This is a genomic window from Halopiger aswanensis, assembly GCF_003610195.1.
Taxonomy (GTDB): Archaea; Halobacteriota; Halobacteria; order Halobacteriales; family Natrialbaceae; genus Halopiger; species Halopiger aswanensis.
In genome coordinates this window covers 1,077,617-1,092,961 of sequence record NZ_RAPO01000001.1, presented here as the reverse complement: position 1 = coordinate 1,092,961, position 15,345 = coordinate 1,077,617, and the positions used below count along the sequence as shown (strand labels likewise).

General features: G+C 58.4%; 10 protein-coding genes and 1 pseudogene. 4 read left to right on the top strand and 7 right to left on the bottom strand.

Annotated features, from left to right (window positions below; genetic code table 11):
* The first annotated feature begins 46 nt into the window (after positions 1–46).
* Positions 47–1,171, top strand: coding sequence for a DUF4330 family protein (locus ATJ93_RS05270; RefSeq protein ID WP_120243542.1), 1,125 nt, complete (start codon positions 47–49; stop codon positions 1,169–1,171).
* A 2-nt stretch (positions 1,172–1,173) separates the two neighbouring features.
* Positions 1,174–1,818 carry a hypothetical protein gene (locus tag ATJ93_RS05265; RefSeq protein ID WP_120243541.1) on the top strand — a complete coding sequence of 215 codons (645 nt, stop codon included), beginning with the start codon at positions 1,174–1,176 and terminating at the stop codon, positions 1,816–1,818.
* A gap of 347 nt (positions 1,819–2,165) precedes the next feature.
* On the opposite strand, the pseudogene ATJ93_RS05260 reads toward ATJ93_RS05265, so the two are convergent.
* The 7 genes and pseudogenes from ATJ93_RS05260 to ATJ93_RS05235 all read right to left on the bottom strand — a co-directional run bounded on the left by ATJ93_RS05260 (position 2,166) and on the right by ATJ93_RS05235 (position 13,257).
* Positions 2,166–3,022 (bottom strand): annotated as a pseudogene (locus ATJ93_RS05260) (NAD-dependent epimerase/dehydratase family protein).
* Between the two features lie 93 nt (positions 3,023–3,115).
* On the bottom strand, positions 3,116–3,271 hold the full coding sequence (locus ATJ93_RS24445) for an HVO_A0556 family zinc finger protein (protein ID WP_342768847.1): 156 nt from the start codon (positions 3,269–3,271) through the stop codon (positions 3,116–3,118).
* 108 nt (positions 3,272–3,379) lie between these two features.
* Positions 3,380–4,234: an undecaprenyl-diphosphate phosphatase gene (locus ATJ93_RS05255; RefSeq protein ID WP_120243935.1), complete on the bottom strand. Its 855-nt coding sequence runs from the start codon at positions 4,232–4,234 to the stop codon at positions 3,380–3,382.
* Between the two features lie 47 nt (positions 4,235–4,281).
* Entirely contained in the window at positions 4,282–4,413 is a 132-nt protein-coding gene (locus ATJ93_RS24325) for a hypothetical protein (protein ID WP_281271529.1), read from the bottom strand.
* Between the two features lie 88 nt (positions 4,414–4,501).
* The gene (locus ATJ93_RS05250) at positions 4,502–6,919 is read right to left on the bottom strand and encodes an MFS transporter (RefSeq protein ID WP_120243540.1); all 2,418 of its coding nucleotides are present in this window, start codon (positions 6,917–6,919) and stop codon (positions 4,502–4,504) included.
* Between the two features lie 473 nt (positions 6,920–7,392).
* A complete protein-coding gene (locus ATJ93_RS23995) occupies positions 7,393–9,792 on the bottom strand; it encodes a BGTF surface domain-containing protein (RefSeq protein WP_245977507.1) in 2,400 nt (799 codons plus the stop codon).
* Positions 9,793–10,308: 516 nt separating this feature from the next.
* Positions 10,309–13,257: an oligosaccharyl transferase, archaeosortase A system-associated gene (locus ATJ93_RS05235; protein ID WP_120243539.1), complete on the bottom strand. Its 2,949-nt coding sequence runs from the start codon at positions 13,255–13,257 to the stop codon at positions 10,309–10,311.
* A gap of 135 nt (positions 13,258–13,392) precedes the next feature.
* Between ATJ93_RS05235 and aglG the strand changes: the two genes are divergently transcribed.
* Both aglG and ATJ93_RS05225 read left to right on the top strand, forming a co-directional pair.
* Entirely contained in the window at positions 13,393–14,313 is a 921-nt protein-coding gene (aglG, locus tag ATJ93_RS05230) for a glucosyl-dolichyl phosphate glucuronosyltransferase (RefSeq protein ID WP_120243538.1), read from the top strand.
* Positions 14,310–15,335, top strand: coding sequence for a glycosyltransferase (locus tag ATJ93_RS05225; RefSeq protein WP_120243537.1), 1,026 nt, complete (start codon positions 14,310–14,312; stop codon positions 15,333–15,335). The genes aglG and ATJ93_RS05225 overlap by 4 nt, the downstream gene beginning before the upstream one ends.
* The last annotated feature ends 10 nt before the right edge of the window (positions 15,336–15,345 follow it).

Here is a 15,345-nt window from a genome sequence, read left to right as displayed (position 1 = left end):
GGCCTTTCGAACGACTCAGCACTGATATGAACACTCCGGGTGAGCTATGGAACTGATTGACGAGAAGGGGAATCTCTTCGGCGTCGTCAACGTCATCGACGCACTTGTGGTTTTACTCGTTCTCGCGGTCGGCGTCGCCGGTATCGCCGTCGTCGGCGTTCTCGGTCCAGGAGACGACACTACGGACGGCGACGACGGACCGCCGACCGAAACCCGCTACGCGACGATCGATCTCGGCACGCAGTCGCTCTCGAACGCCGAAGCCGTCGCCACGGGAGACGAGATGACCGGCGACGTCGAAGACGAACGCCTCGCGGTTACCGACGTGTACGCGGTCCCGGCCGGAAACGAAACCGCCGACGTAACCGTCCGCACCGAGGTCAAAGGAACGCAGTACGAGAACGGCACGTTCGCGTTCGGCGGCAACGAGGTCGCCGCCGATCACAATATCTCGATTCAAACCGACGAGTACGACGTAACCGGCACCATCGAGACCGTCGAGAACACGACCGCCGAACTGCAGACCAACGAAACCGAGGTCCTGTTCGATCGGACGGTCGACCGGGAGACAGCCGAAGCGATCGAGGCCGGGGACGAAGCTCAGCTCGGCAACGAAACGACCGCAACCCTCGAAACTGCGTCCGTCTACCCACTCAGCGACGGCCAGTATCGCGTCGTCGCTGGCGCAACGCTCGAGACGCTCGCAACCGAGGACGACCCGCGGTACGGCTCCGCGATCGTCGAACCCGAATCGACGATCGCGTTCTCGACGGCCGAGTACGATCTCCGGCCGACGATACGCGAGCTCGGAACGACGGACGAACCCGGTGAGCCGTCGACGACTACCGTCGAAATCGATCTCGACCAACTCGGGGAACGGGAAGCCTCCCAGTTCGAACCCGGACTGACCGAGACGGCGGGCGGCGACACGTGGGCGACGATTACGAACGTCGACCGCGAACCGGCTTCCGTCATCGTCGAAACCGAGGACGGCAATCTGCACGAGCGCCAGCACCCAACCAAATACGACGTGACCCTCACTGTCGACCTGGAGACCCGCGAGACGGATCTTGGACAGCAGTTCAAGGGTGAATCCCTCCGGAACGGCGATACCGTCTACCTCGATTTCGGCGTCACAACCGTCGAGCAACGCGCGTGGATCGTTGACTGATTATGACCGATTCGAACGCTGACTCGACACAGCAGACGATCGAGACCGTCGAACAACGGCTTCGAACGGGTGTCGAACGCTCCCGGCTCGCCAGCACGGTACGGACCCTCGGCCGGTACGTGCGCCACTCGTGGGTGTACCGATGGCTTACGGCGGAACCCGATCCGGAGGTAATCGTCATCGATCTCCGCGAGACCTACACCGTTGGGCCGTTCATCCGCCTGCTCGATCGAATCTTCGAACAATGCGCACGGGCAACAGCCTCCTCGAGAGCGGTCGAATTCTCACACCGCGTCGAGGATCAGTTCCGCGCACGTCCGCTCCGAGTACTCGGCACTGCGATCCTCGGGGGAGTCGTCTTCTCGGGACTCGTTTCGATCGTCCTCGGACAAATCGGGACTGGATGGGTCATCGGTCACGCCGTCCTCGCCGGACTGGCAGTCCTCGGACTGCGCTCGGAACGGACGCTCGAGGACCTGACCGAAACCAGAGCATGGGAGCTACCTGTTGCTGCATTCGAACCGCCTGAGCCCCCGACCGAGACGGAGATTGCGGAAGGGACGGATGAATCGAGATCAGTTGACGATTCAGAACCAGCTTCTGACGACTCGCAAGTACGAAGCCGGAACGCGGATACCGAAATCTAACGGCGGATTTTCAAACCGAAATAGGTTGTTTTCGATCCGGTATATCGTATTTACAAACGAACGTCAACGGCGCCCAGTACGAGCGAAAAGCAGGACGTAACCTGTAGTAACAGGGCTAACTGGAGCGTGCCTGCTCGGGCGACATTCCGACGAGAGACAGAAACGGAGAGAGGATCACCTACGAGGGGACCGGCAGCCACTCGACGATTTCCTGAATGACATCCACGAGGACCCGGACGCTGTTTTTCTATTATTCACATCTCTGTACGTATTCGGAAACGGAATCTCGATTACTTATACTGTTCACAAACCCGTCGAATCCCTTCCTTGAAGTCGATTTCGGGTTCTCAACCAGTTGCTTCACGTATCTTCGTCGGATCCGCGCACGTGTCATGGATGTACACGTCATCGGGAATCGGGTTCTCAGTGTACTCGGGTTCGACGTCAGTACCGAGTTCCTCGTTGAGCAGTTCGACGACGGTGTTGAAGTCGTAGGCATCCCCGGTGCCCAGGTTGTAGACCCCGTCGAGTTCGTGTTCAGCAGCTAGAACGAGCCCGGGGACGACGTCGTCGACGTGAGTGAAGTCACGCGTCTTCTCGCCGTCTCCGTACAGGATGGGGGAATCGCCGTTTGCAATATCGTCGGCAAACTGTGCGATCACGTTCGCGTACTCTCCCTTGTGTTCCTCGGCACCGCCGTAGCCCTGATAGACTGTGAAAAACCACATTCTCGCAGCGCTTATGTCGTAGTGGTTCGAGAAGTATTCCGCGTACCGTTCGCGGGCCATCTTCGAGGCCTCATAGCCCGTGTTTACCGTCACATTCATATCTTCGGATGACGGCTCTGTCCGGCTGCCGTAGATCGACGATGTCGACGTGTACACCACTGTGTCACAACCGTCTTTCCTGGCCTGATCGACGACGTTGACGAATCCCTCCACATTCACTGGAGCACCTTTACAGGAATCATCCTCGTACATCGCGTACGACGACAATGCTGCCAAGTGGAACACGACGTCAACATCCGTCGGCAGGCCCTCCTCGAGGACGCTCGCATCCCGAAACTCGACCGCTACATCGAGATTTGCCGGCGTCTCCAGGTACCCGTCGTCAACGACGATCCCGTTGTCACTCGGAGTTCGTTTGCGAGGTTTGGGCCAATAAATCCGGCACCGCCGGTTACCAGAATCCGTTTGTCCTGCATCATCTGAAGACCAACAGAGGGCCAATAAAAATTCCCTACTTTACTGAGAGTAGATGCGCTAACGTTACTTTCAAAATATAGAATGGACGTGGTTCACTCAGGCTCCCATGACTGTATGGCAGGCGTTCCACACTGACTGCAGAGTACGGCTGAATTCCCTTTGAATTGCTCACGAATTAGGATACCCTCTTCACAATAGTTACATGGGGATCCCTCGAGGGACGACAGGATACGATCGTTAGGTGCCATTGATCTCTTCGACATTGGACGTGACTTGAAAGAAGATTTGGCACATAGATGAAGTACTTTTTGGCTAAATTTGTTTCAAAATCCCGTAAGGTGGTGTAGGTTCGAAAGCTACACCGTAAACACCGCAACCCCTCCGCCGCCGATGATCGCCAACCCACCCAAGCTGAAACAGACGATCCAGAATGGGATCCGTTCGACGACGCGCATCAGCAACCCAATAGTCAGGTATCCAACAACAGTACTGGTCACGATCGCCACTGTGGCAGCACTTAGGCTCACACCAGGAATCCCACCCTCGGTCACAACGGTCAACACGCCGGCGCCCAAACCTGCAGGAATCGAAAGCAGGAACGACAGCCGAAACGCCGACGGCACACGATACGAGCGAAAGAGCAGAGCACTCGTCGTCACGCCGGATCGTGAAATCCCAGGGAGGATCGACAGCCCCTGGAAGGCGCCCACGATTACGGCGTCACGGAGTGTCGGCTCGTCGCGATCCTCGAGCGCAACAGACTCGGTGACCAACTGTAACACCCCGGTCGCGACGAGCAACGCGCCGATCGCTGCGATAAACAGCCCGCCGCTCAGTTCGCTCACGAAGTCTGCAGCCAACACGTAGAGCGGGATGCCGACCAGTCCCGTCGCGATACAGGCGACGACGACGAACGTCGTCACCGCGTTCGCACCGGTAAATGCCGTCGACGGTCGCCATTCCGGAACGGCCGCGAAACTCTCTCGAATATCATCACGATAGTACAGCGCCGAGGAGAGTGTCGTCCCAACCTGTAGAAACAGCGCCAGTTGCAGCGCGTGCTCCGGATCCGTGCCGGCGAGCGTCAGGAACAGCGAAAGGTTCCCCTGCGAGGAGACCGGCAGCCACTCGACGATACCTTGGACAATGCCAGCGAGAACTGCGACGATGAATTCCCAGTTGGCGGATGTACTCACAGGAGGGGCTACCATCGTATTCTCGAGCACAGCGTCAATCATACTCGCGTTCACGACTACGATCAGGAGCGACGAACCAGCGATTCGTACTCGGTGTCGTAGACGGCCTCGAGATCCTCGAGGGCAATCGTGTCGTGGCCATCACTGACGAACCCTTCTGCGAGGAGACCGCCGATAAATCCACCCTTATTCATACTGAGAAGTTGCATTGTCGTTGTACAGAGGTTTTATCGAGTGTACTTTTAGGTTGTTATTCAGCTGAGTATCTCACACTGTGTTCGGTCAGTCACCGACCGTAACCGCTTGTCCGTTCAGAACGTCGCCCTCGGAAACGGTCTCCGTCTGATTCCCAACCACGTACTCGCCTGCGTACGGGACCGTTACCGTCCCCTGGCCGTCGTCTCCGATAGCCACGTCGCGTTCGTAGGTGATCGACTCATCGGACACCGATACCGTTGTCTCGAGGGGCACGGATGAACCCGCCTCGCCGGAGACGTCGAGCGTCGCACCGGGGACGACTGCGAACGCGGCAACGTCGTCGTCGACGAAGATAGCCTGGTAGTGGGCGACGCCGTCAGTTTCGTTTCCGGCCGAACCGTACCGCTCGAACAACTGCGCTTGCGTACTGTCTGCCGGCACATCCCGCTCGACGTCAGTGAGGACGACGTAGCCGACGCGGCCGTCGAACTGATCGTACCAGCCGTCGGGATCAGAACCGGTGACGAAATCGACGTAATTGCTCTGCGCGTAGCCGTACCCTCGCGACTCGCCGTTCACGAAGTGGTTGTACATTCGGTTGTCGCCCCACTCGCTCAGCACGTAGTTTTCGGGGTACTCTCGCTCGACCGCTTCGGCGTGGTCGTCGATCGCCTCGAGCGCGGCGACCTGTGAGTCGTCGTACGCGACGTCCGAAGTCAGTCCAGGTACATAGATCAGACTCACCCCGAATACCAGCAGGAAGATGCCAACAACGTACACGGCCGCCCGCCCATCGGGAAGCGCGATTGACGGCTCTGATCGGCCGCCGTCGGAAGCCAGCGATGGAGCTCCTGTGCGATCTACCATTGACGGCGAGTCGCCGCGGAACGGGACGGGGCGACGCGCGAGATCGACCGCGGACAACACGTACACGAACCCGAGTCCGCCAAGGATCGCGAGCGGAATCGCGAGTTGACTGGCGAAGCGAACCTGAATCCCCGCCAGCAACAGTAGGTAGCCGGTGTAGGTCCCGACGAGTAACCACCCTGGCTCGTACCGTCGGTAGACAAGCCAAGCTACCCAGCCCAACACGGCCAGTCCGAGATAGAATCCGACGCCGAGCTGATACAGCGGACCGAAGAACACCGCGTACTCCGTCGCGAACAGCGACATCGTTTCGCTCGCACCTTCCCGGAAGAACAGATCGTCGATACGTTCTTGGGCCGCTACCCAGTCTTCCGGACGCAACCGCCGGAAGGCAAACAGCCCGACAGCAGCGACGACTCCCTCAACGATTACTAACCCGCCGAGATGTACTTCCTGCCGCCGCCACAGTTCGCCAAGCGTGAATACGAGCGTCCCCCCGACCAGCACCATCGCAGGGGTCGCCGAGACGAAGGTTTCGTGCCATCCCCACCGGACATTCAAGGCGAGCGAAATCACCGCACCTAACGTAAGTCCACCCAATACTGGAAGGTTCGCGTGTAGCGATGGCACATCTTCTCGAGCATCCATCGCCGCTCGCAGGGCGATGTAGCCCGCCAGCGGGAGCAAGAGCAGCGGCGAGCCGCCCCACGCGTGCGTTCCGACAGCGACGGAAATTCCGAAGATACAGGCGACGACCCACGTCGCGGGCGATCGAAGGTGGTCCGAAACGACACCGCCCCTCTCGAGACGACGCTGAAGATCGACCGCGAGCCATCCGAGCGTGAGTAGCGTCACGCCGAGCCAGAAGTACTGGTGTAGCTGGTGATCGATGAATCCCAGCTCCGTGTACACTACGTGTGTGGGCGTGACAGCGAAGAGTAGCACCGATGCGATCCCGACGCGAACGTCTCGAGTGAGCAGAACGGTGAGCTTGTAGATCAACGCACCCAGTGCAACCGAGGCGAGGATCGGGAGCCAAGCAGCGACGATATCCGCCGCCCACTGATCACCACCGAGTAACTCGGCGAGAAACCAGTTAGTCGCATGGGAGGAGGGACGCGTCCACGCAGTATCGACTAGAACACCGTAATCCGTCGGCCCGGACGACTCCGCCAACAGCCGTTCCATCCAGTAGCGGAAGAAATACGGATCGTTCCCGGGCGAGACAACGTATCCGCGCTGGAAGACGCGGTTGTAGACGAGCATCCGCGCGGCGGCGACGACCGTCAGTGCGCCAAGTAGCGCTGACAGCGCCCGTACGTCAATATCATATTTGAACGAAAACGAACGCTCGTCTTGTGTACCGGTTGATTCGGCGACGATTGCGTCACCTGCAAGAACTGCTCGGACGACCGGCTCATCCGCAACGCGATATTCTCCATCGTGTTTCTCTACGATCCCGCGAGACACTAGCTCACCAAAGGTTCCGGAATCCAGAACGATGTCGTCAAAAGTCCACGTTTCGGCGTCCGCGTCGACCTCGAGAACCGCTTCGAGCACCCGTTCCCCGTCTTCATGATCCTCGAGAAACGCGGTGGTCGCGTCCGCAACGGCACTCGAGTCGTCGTCAGTCATTGCCCGTGTGGTGAGCGCGGGACCCCATCATGTTTTCGTTATAGAGAACTGCCACCACGACGTTAGATAGTAAACAGCGTTACCTCACCGCTGCTGACGATCTTTAGTCCGTAAAGACTGAGACAGACGGTCCAAAACGGGATCCGTTCGATAATGCGCAGCAATATCCTGATCGTCGCGGAGCTGACGACAGCACTCGTCGTGATCGCCACGATAACTACGTTGACACCAACACCGTGGATGCGGTCTTCGGTGACGGCGGTCAGTATCTCGCCACTGACTCACGCTAGGGTCGACAGGAGGAACAAAACTTGTCTCGGCCAGCGGATTCGTTAGCTACGTCTGATAGAGTACGTGTATCGCTGCGATCAGCTACGAAGACTTGAGAATAATACAGCTGTCGCTACGCGAGTAGCGCTCGAAAGAAAAGCGAAATGCGTGAAAGCCGGACGAAGTCCGGTAGTTAGGTGGCGTTAGTCCTGACGGCGCAGGGCCAGCATGGCGGCTGCGAGCAGGGCGATTGCGGCGACAGCAACGCCGAAGCCGGGCGTACCGGAGGCGCCGCCGTCGTCAGAGCCGCTGTCGTCGGAGCCACTGTCGTCAGACCCGCTGTCGTCGGAGCCGCTGTCGTCGGAGCCGCTGTCGTCAGTGCCACTGTCGTCAGTGCCACTGTCGTCAGCGGGCTCTTCTTCTTCGACAACGCTCAGGGTGCCACTGGCGGAGTCGTCACCAGCAGTGACGCCCCACTCGATGTCGCCAGCTTCCGAGGTGTCGAAGGAGTAGCTCTGGCTCCACTCGTCACCGGGCTCGAGCGTGACAGTCTGGCTGTCGACGGATTCGCCAGCGATGTCAACGCCGATCTCGACTTCGTCAGCTGCGCCACCGTTGTTGGCGACGGTCACGTCGAGCGTGGCGTCGTCACCGACGGTGACTTCTTCAGGTGCGCTGGTGTCGAGCTGAATCAGGGGTTCTTCAGCGTCGACGAGGGTCGACTCGATCTGATGTCGGAGGTCGTCCTCGTAGTTGCTGTCGAACTCGTTGCGGTCGGCGTGGGTCGCCGTGAGGTCGAACGTGATGCCAGCGTCGTACTCGCTAAAGTCGTACGTGGCGGTGAACGTGCCGTCCTCAGCAACGATCGCGTCTTCGGAGTCGGTGAAGTTACCCGAGGAGCGAGCGTTCGTGTCGATCTCGCTGCCAGGGGCGACGTTCGTTTCACCGGTCACGTCAGCGTTTGCCGAGTTGGGGACTTCCTCAGCGCTGTCGTCCCACTCAAGCTCAGGTTCTTCGATGGTGAACGAGTCTTCGATTTCCACTTCTTCGTCCTCACTGTCAACGTACGGACTGTCCTCGCTGACCGAGTAGGTCAGGTCGTAGGACTCGTCAGCTTCGAGGCCGGCGTCCTCGTAGTTGAGAGCCAGGACGAGGTTACCGTCGTATTCGGAGACGTCGGTGTAGGTAACGTTTGCGTGGATCAGGTCATCCGCATCGGAGTCAGCGACCTGATCGGGGTTAGTGCTCCAGACGTTGGCGTCAACGTTCGGGCCGGGGTCCTGCTCTTCGACGGTGATGTTGATGCTCTGGTTTCCGAGGTCTTCACCGACGGACTCACCGTTGCTCCAGGAATCAACCAGTCCGGACTGGTCGAAGCTGTCGAGGTTCAGGAGCAGGTGGTCACCGTCAGCGACGACGTTGGATTCGGTGACGGTGGTGTCGTTGAGGTTGTCGAACCCTTCAACGTTGTCGCCAGCGGGTGCGACGTGCGTCGAGACGTCACCGACGGGCGTTGGGTCGTTCACGTTGAAGAACGCCGTGTCGGTCACGTCGCTATCGTCGATGTAGTAGTTGTCTTCGTGGAGGTCGGACGACGTGTTCAGGTCCGTACCTGCCTCCATCTCGTACTCGTACGCGCCGAGAGGCTCGAACTCATCGAGCTCAGAGGCGTTCACAGCCTTGTTACTCAGTTCGATGTCGTGGTCGTCGTGCTTGGGGTGGAGCGACCATGCGTCGTCAGCCCCAGTGGCGTTCGGCGCGTTGGTGTTGAACTGCAGGGTGATCTCGTTGAGATCGTCTTCGTCGATCTCGAACTCGGTTGCAGCCTGGAAGTTCTGGTCTTCGAGGTCAGCGATCTGGACGGCACCACTGTCAACGTACTGGGTGCTGACAGTGATGTCGATGATTTCGCCCTGCTCGCCGTTCGCGTCACCTTCGAAGTTGACTTCGGCGTCGTCCTGGATGACTTCAACTGTTGCGTTATCTGCCGCGAGCGAGTCGGTCGACTCGAAGTCGAACTCGTACTCGCCAGCGTCGATCTCGCTGAAGTCAGCACCGAACTCGACGGAATCGTCAGACGGAACGCCCGTGACGTTGAGCGTCACGCGGTCGTCGTCTTCGTGAGTCGTGACATCCTCAATGTTGGAGTCGGAATTACTGAAGATGTTGTCGAGGTCGTCCGTGTCGAGACCGTCAGCGCTGACGTTCAGCCACTGCGTGTCACGGTCGGATTCGAGCGAGACGTTCACGCTCCCTTCCTGAGAGACGGTGGAACTGGTGAACTCAGTGTTGAGGTCCTCGGATTCAACCCAGAAGACAACACCGTTCCACTTGGAATCGCCGTTATCTCCAGTGACGTTGAGGTTGTATGGGTTACCTGCTTCGAGTTCGGAACTATCGAAGGTTACCTCCTGATTTCGAACACGGTTCTCGAGGACGACGTCATCGTCCTCGCTGTAGGTCGAACCCTGTCGAATCTGAAGCGAAGTGTAGTCACCATCGAGTTCGAGGGTGACTTCTTGACCGATCCAGACGTCCTTATTGTTCAGGTCGCTTTTCTCGTTGTATGTTGGTCCAGCGTCGCCAATGTCCTGCGACTTCACTGCAGCACCTGCGCCTGCGAAGGCAGCAGACATCGCGACGACAGAGAGGACCATCATCGCTGCCAGGAACACTGCGCGTCCCTTTTGGCGATATGAATTTCCGCTCATGTGTTGTGTTATAGTTGTGTTATCTGCGGTTTGGTTGGTTAGCGGGCGATCAGTGGAAGACGACCATTACGGCATCGTTCAACGCATCATCGCGTACCGACTCAGCCTTCCGGGTAGGGGTATTCGGAGGAAGATGGGATTCCGTAATAAGCTTTCTGTTTAACAGGTCGTCTTTAGAATGAGTTTCAAGACGCTATTATGGCGTAGTAAGTATGTATTACACCCGATTCTGGGTGATTCTACATCTGAATTCCCTCATGGTGTTTAATAAGTAACAATATCTAATATAATAGAATGGTTGGCAGAATTCAGACAGGGGTAAAGATAGTGGACGACTACAGGACTACGGTCAATCAGCAGAAAAGTGAGAACAACCGCAAATCCAAAATTGCGGTACCAACCAGTCCGCTAGTTCGCGGATTCAGCGATCATGGAATCAGCTGAGCTAATTGCGCCGGCCGTGTCGTTGTTGCCGGTCGAGTCACTTTCCGCACTGTTATCGTCGGAACTGTTTTCGTCAGTCGCGTTACTCTCGCTCTCGTTATTCATATCGCTCTGATTCTCGAACTCGACCTCCTCGAGATCAACCGAAACCGTCTCTCCGTCGACGACTGCTGATTCACTAACTTCAGTCTGGCCCTGATACTCAGTGATGCCGAAACCTTGCGAACCAGGCCGTTCGACGGAGACGACGTAGTTGCTGAGCGCTTCGACACTACTGTTCGTGTAGCCGTCCTCGACGCTCAGTTCGTCGTTTGTCGCGTACGGCACCGTCAGTTCGAAGCTCCCATCCTCGTTAACCGTAGCTTCCTGCTCATAGGTGAACGTACGGCCGGTGTTTGTCTCGAGGTCGACCGCTGCGGTCACAGTTGCGTTCTCGACGATAGACTCGTCGTCAACAGTTCCTGTAATCGTCGCGCCTTCGACACGCTCGAAGGTTTTGACAGTCGACTCGAGGTGTGCATCCCACATCGGGATACCGAGCGACTGGTAGATTTCGTTGTTCTCGCGTGCGTCCGCGAGGTCCGATTGCAACGCAGCCGTTTCGTTGCCCCAACTTGTTTCGACTTCGAACTGGTCGTTGACGAGCCGGTTGTATCGTGAGAGTTGGAGCGAGTAGTGGGGACCGCCTCGGTTTCCAACCCGCATTCCGCCGACGAACGCGTAGTCGTCGTTCTCGTGGACCAGCCGATAGTGCTCCATCTCGTTTGCGTCCTGAAGGTACAGCGACGCCGTCGTCGTATTGTAGTAGTTCTCGTTCGGGCCAGCAACCTGTTGTTGGTCACCGTCGAGCTGGTATTCCTTCGTGTCGTAGTAGTGACCGTAGCCGGGTCCGGTGAAGGCGGTCATCGCACTGAACTTCCCGCCGGCCATCTGGTCATCGATCATCACGTACCGGACGTCTTCGCCGCTGTCGTTGGTATCGGCGGCAATTTGCTCGAGTTGTTCGTTGGACTCGTCGGTCGGTGATCCACCTGCAGCGATCGCATCGAGCACCAACTCAGCTCGTTCTTCGGACGTAGCCGTCAGGAAGGCCGATGACGATGACGCGTGTTGCTGGAACGGATTTGAGTGCGGTATTCGTTCACCCTGCGTTGTGATCAGATGGCCGTAGTCCCACCACGAGATTACGCCGTACGCCCCCTCGGGATAGTCGTAGTTACCATTGTCCGGATACTCGTAGGTGCCGTAGTACTCGAGTTCGTCAGTTCTGTCTGCGTCCGCCCAGTCACCCGGCTCGGGCGTGTTTCCTTCTAGCCAGTGGTTCGCTTCCTCCCACGTCATCGCGTCGCCGTTCGGCCCAACGGATTCAGCACTCCCCCACGCAGTTGCCGTCGCAATCGGCGGCAGCAACGGCGCGAACAGCAAGAGGACAACAATCGCGACAGTGAGAACTTGATAGGTCTCGAGTTGCCTGACCGACTCGAGTCGTCTGGTGAGATCGAGATCGAAGAGCCGTACAACCTCCGCGACGAACGCGGCGTTAACGACGGCGATTGCGAGGACAAGGTAGTACGAGAAACGAACTTGTGCCGCCGCCATACTGATCAGGAACAGCGACCAGACGATAACGAGCGTGTGCTCAGCACGGAATTTACGGCCGAAGAGTGGCCGGATCGCGAGAAAGACGAGTCCAATGAGCATCGTGAAGAACGCGCTTCCGGACTCGGAGAAGACGTGGTTGAAGTAGTCATCCGGCGGTTGGACTTCCTGAACGGTTAGTGCGGATTCAGATGCACCGAAGGGAAGGAGTCGCCCTGTGAGGTTTCCGACGAGCGTACTGTAGAGTTCAGGGAGTACGAGCCACATCAGTGCCAGCGCACCGGCGCCGATTCCGACGATTGCAGCGGGATAGTACCGACGATCGATATCTCGATTGTTCCACTCTCGAGCGAGCCAGGCCATGAAAAGACAGCCAACTGCTACTGAGAGGGCAAGAAGGGGCTGGAGGTAGCTGAAATTAGTGGTCCCGAATCCGGGTCGTTCGATCAGTATCGCGGTCACGAGCGTAGTGACGCCGAGACTCACCGCACCGACGAATGCGATGTGGTCTGGAGAGACTCCGCGGAGATAATCGAGACAGAGCTGCACGGCGAAGAAGGCGCCGAAGATACCGACGAGTACGACGCCAGACGGCCACACCCAGATGTAAAGCGAGAGCGCAATTCCAGCGAGGACGCTATAGAGGGCAGGCGTACGAAGCGGTTGCCAGTCCTTGTCCGCGACCAGTTCGTAGATCGGTTTCTCCCGCTCGCCGACGGTGAGTGCGACCATCATCGCGAGGACCGCAATCGCCATAAACAGTGCCTCGCCGATGTGGTGGTCGAGCTGGCCGACGGTCGATCGTGAGAGGAACTGTCCGCGGGAAAGCGCGAGAATGATGATCGAGATGATCCCGCCTAGCGTCCCGCCGAGGCGCCGCCCCATGTAGAAGACGGGAATCGCAACGAGCGCTGCCATGATCGGGATCGAAAGCAGCGAAACCGTGTACAGCGTTTGGGTGGATGGATCGCCGAGCCCGACGATCATCGCCGCCGTGACGATCAGTTGATCGAAGAGTGTGCCGAACTGGCCGACGTAGTTCCCCTCCGGGAAGCCGGTCCAGATCTCGTACGGCATTGTGTGCGGGTAGTTCTCCGCGGTCCACTGGATCGTTCGCCAGTGATACCACGAGTCGATTCCCGCCAGCGCAGGCGTTCCGTCGCCAGTCGTGAACCGGTCGAACGACTGGGTCCGCAGCCAGAACATAAACAGCATCACGGCCCCGATAATAGGGAAGTGATACCAGTTTCGCCACGTCGCGAGGGCGGAGGACGTGTCGGACTCCTCCTCGACGTGTTCGGTATCCGTGCTCATTAGGTTGCACCAGACCCAAGTCAAAAATAAGCCTTGTCATATACTCGCCGCGCTTTCATATGTTGGCTGGCGACACTGTAGCAGCGACTGATTTGGCCCCGAAAAACTAACGGCCAGAATCTGGAAATTCCTCCAATGGACGTTTCAGTCGTACTCTGTACTTACGATATTGACGCATACGATGACTTCCGCGAGGCCGCGATGAGCGTTCTCGAGCAGACGTACGACAGCGTGGAACTCGTCGTTGTCGTCGACGGCACTGACGCCGTGTACGGACGCGCGCTCGAGGATTTCGGCAATCGAGACGACATCGTCGTTCACTGTAATGACGAGAACAAGGGACTGTTGGCGAGCCGAAATCGCGGCGCCGAACTCGCCAGCGGCGATGTCGTCGCCTTTCTCGACGACGATGCTGTCGCAGACGAACGGTGGATCGAGTCACTCGTCGACGCGTACGATGAGAAGAACGCGATCGCAGCGGGCGGGAAAATGACACCACGATGGACCGCTGATCGGCCCGACTTTCTCCCCGAGGAATTCTACTGGCTCGTCGGCGTGACCCACCGGGGGTTCGCCGACGGACCGGAGGAAGTCCGAAACACGTTCGGCTCGAACATCTCTTTCCGGCGCGACGTGTTTCTGAATCTCGAGGGCTTCGATACGGATATCGGCGGTCGAAAGGGCGACAAAAACCTGCAGGGAGGAGAGACGGAACTGTGCGCGCGGATGCAACGGAAGTACGGGCGCGCCGTCTGGTACGTTCCTGAGGCCGAAGTCGAACACAAGGTCTTCGAATACCGAACCGATCCGACGTGGCTCCTCGAGCGCGCGTTCTGGCAGGGTTATTCGAAACGAGCGATGGAAACGCTCGTTCCGGACTCGAGCGACGAGGAGAGCGAGTTCCTCAGCAAACTCCTTTTGAAATTCGCACCTGAAAGGATACGGGGACTCACGAGCGACCCGAGTATCGGACGAGCGACTCGATTCCTCGCACTGTTCGTCTTCACCGCCGTCGTGGGGCTGGGGTACCTCTACGGAGTCGTTCGATACCGATGACTACGCTACCCACTTCGACGACTGTCCTCTGGCTGACGCCCGATAAACCGGAAGATATCAGCGTCGGCCGTCAGCGTATCGCCACCCATCTCGAGGAGAGCGGCGTCGACGTAACGCTCAGGGGCACCACGTCGAAGACGGTCCTGCAATCGCTTCGCGATGCCGGTCAGTACGATGTCATCATTGGAACGACGCGGGCGGGGGCCATCGCCGGTACAGCGATTAAACTCGCGACTGGCACGCCGTTGATCGTCGATCATATCGATCCAATCAGGCAATTCGAAGAGAACAATCCGCGCTGGCTCGCGACGATCGTCCGTCAACTCGAGAATGTGGCCTTTCGCGTCGCCGATCGCGTTCTCTACGTCTACGACGAGGAAGCAAATCGCGTCAATCGGTTCGGTACCGCGACGAAGACCGCCCTCGGCGTCGACTTCGATCGGTTCGCGAATCCCGATCCTGACATCGTCGAACGAGCCGAATCGGCGCTCGAGGGGACAGTAGCGGAGAACGTCGCAATCTACGTCGGCGGCCTCGAGCCGATCTACCACGTCCGCGACCTGCTCGCTGCGGCGACGCGACTCGACGAATCGTGGACGCTGCTCGTCCTCGGGACGGGATCGCTGTCGGAGCAGGTCGAGCGAGCGGCGGCAAGTCACGACAATATCGTCTATCCAGGGACGGTTCCGCACGAGGTTATCCCGGGCTACCTCCACGCCGCCGACGTCGGCGTCTGTCTCGTCGATGACCCGCACACGCTGAAAGTCCTTGAGTACGGTGCGGCAGGATTGCCGACGGTCCAGGTTCGGGGCCGCGCGGAAGAACGGTTCGACGGACTCGTCGAGTTTTGCGATCCGACGCCGGACAGTATTGCTCGCGCGATTGAACGTGCTGGCACTGAGCAAACCGGTTCGACTGGGTCATCACAATCGACGACTACAGGGCTTCAATCGTTCGCGCGCGAGTTCGACTGGGCCGAAATTGCCGAGACGTATAAGAATACCATCACAAATCTGAAATAACCCGACGGTG